The 836-nt window shown below is 36.5% G+C and carries 2 protein-coding genes; both read left to right on the top strand.

Going from position 1 to position 836, the window contains the following annotated elements; translation table 11 throughout:
- Positions 1 to 204: hypothetical protein (locus tag D8801_RS09655; RefSeq protein ID WP_398575012.1), on the top strand; the 204-nt coding region annotated here is incomplete at its 5' end.
- Between the two features lie 79 nt (positions 205 to 283).
- Entirely contained in the window at positions 284 to 793 is a 510-nt protein-coding gene (locus D8801_RS10085) for an ABC-2 transporter permease (protein ID WP_398575013.1), read from the top strand.
- Positions 794 to 836 lie beyond the last annotated feature (43 nt).

Genomic DNA, 836 nt, shown 5'->3' with positions numbered 1-836 from the left:
GGCATGGAGTTGTTAGACCGGGAGACCGAACAGGAGTTTATAGCGGTTCGAAAATCAACTCATGGATTTGAAGCATTGACTGCGAATAAATCACGAACAGAAAACCTTTTTGGGGATATGGTGTTAATTGAAAAACCGACTCTGGAAGATATTATGTTTTATACGAAGAAAGGAGCTAAAGAGCATGTTCAACTTAATACGTAAGGACATTGTCTTGCAGAAAAAAACATTGGCAGTTTTATTTTTGGGGTTATGTGTTTATTAAACATTAGACGTTTCTCCCATCTGGGTTGGAATTGCATTTAGTATTGCTATTTTTATGAATGCCATGTCAATAGATGAAAAGTCTTCTATACATATGCTTCTCAATTCTTTGCCTTATACACGAAAAGAAATTGTCAGTTCAAAGTATATTGTCGTCGTTCTCTTTACATCTATGGTGGCTGCAGCCATATTGATCGTAAACTTTATCATTCACCGGGAACTTACGATCTGGAAAGACATTTTGCTAATGGTCGCCATTGTGATGACAGCTGCTTCATTCATGCTGCCATTCTGTTATAAATTCAAAAGTAACTATTTGTTGATTGCTTCTATTGTTGCATTTGGCTTGTATATGCTAACGGTCAATTTTGTTGTCCAAAATTTGAACGATCAAATTAGAGAGTTGATTCACATGCTGCTATCCTTACAAAATGCTCTGCTGTATCTGATCGTTGCCATATCAATTATTACGCTATACGGGTGTTCATGGCTTCTGTCGATTCGGATTTATAGAAATAAGGTGTTTTAAAAAGGATGAGGCTTTTTCTTTCATTGACACCGCTTCATGTTCA

It is taken from the genome of Streptococcus oralis (genome assembly GCF_003943415.1).
GTDB classification, from domain to species: domain Bacteria; phylum Bacillota; class Bacilli; order Lactobacillales; family Streptococcaceae; genus Streptococcus; species Streptococcus oralis_BJ.
The sequence above is the reverse complement of the archived record's forward strand: the minus strand, read 5'-3'. Positions and strand labels throughout refer to the sequence as shown.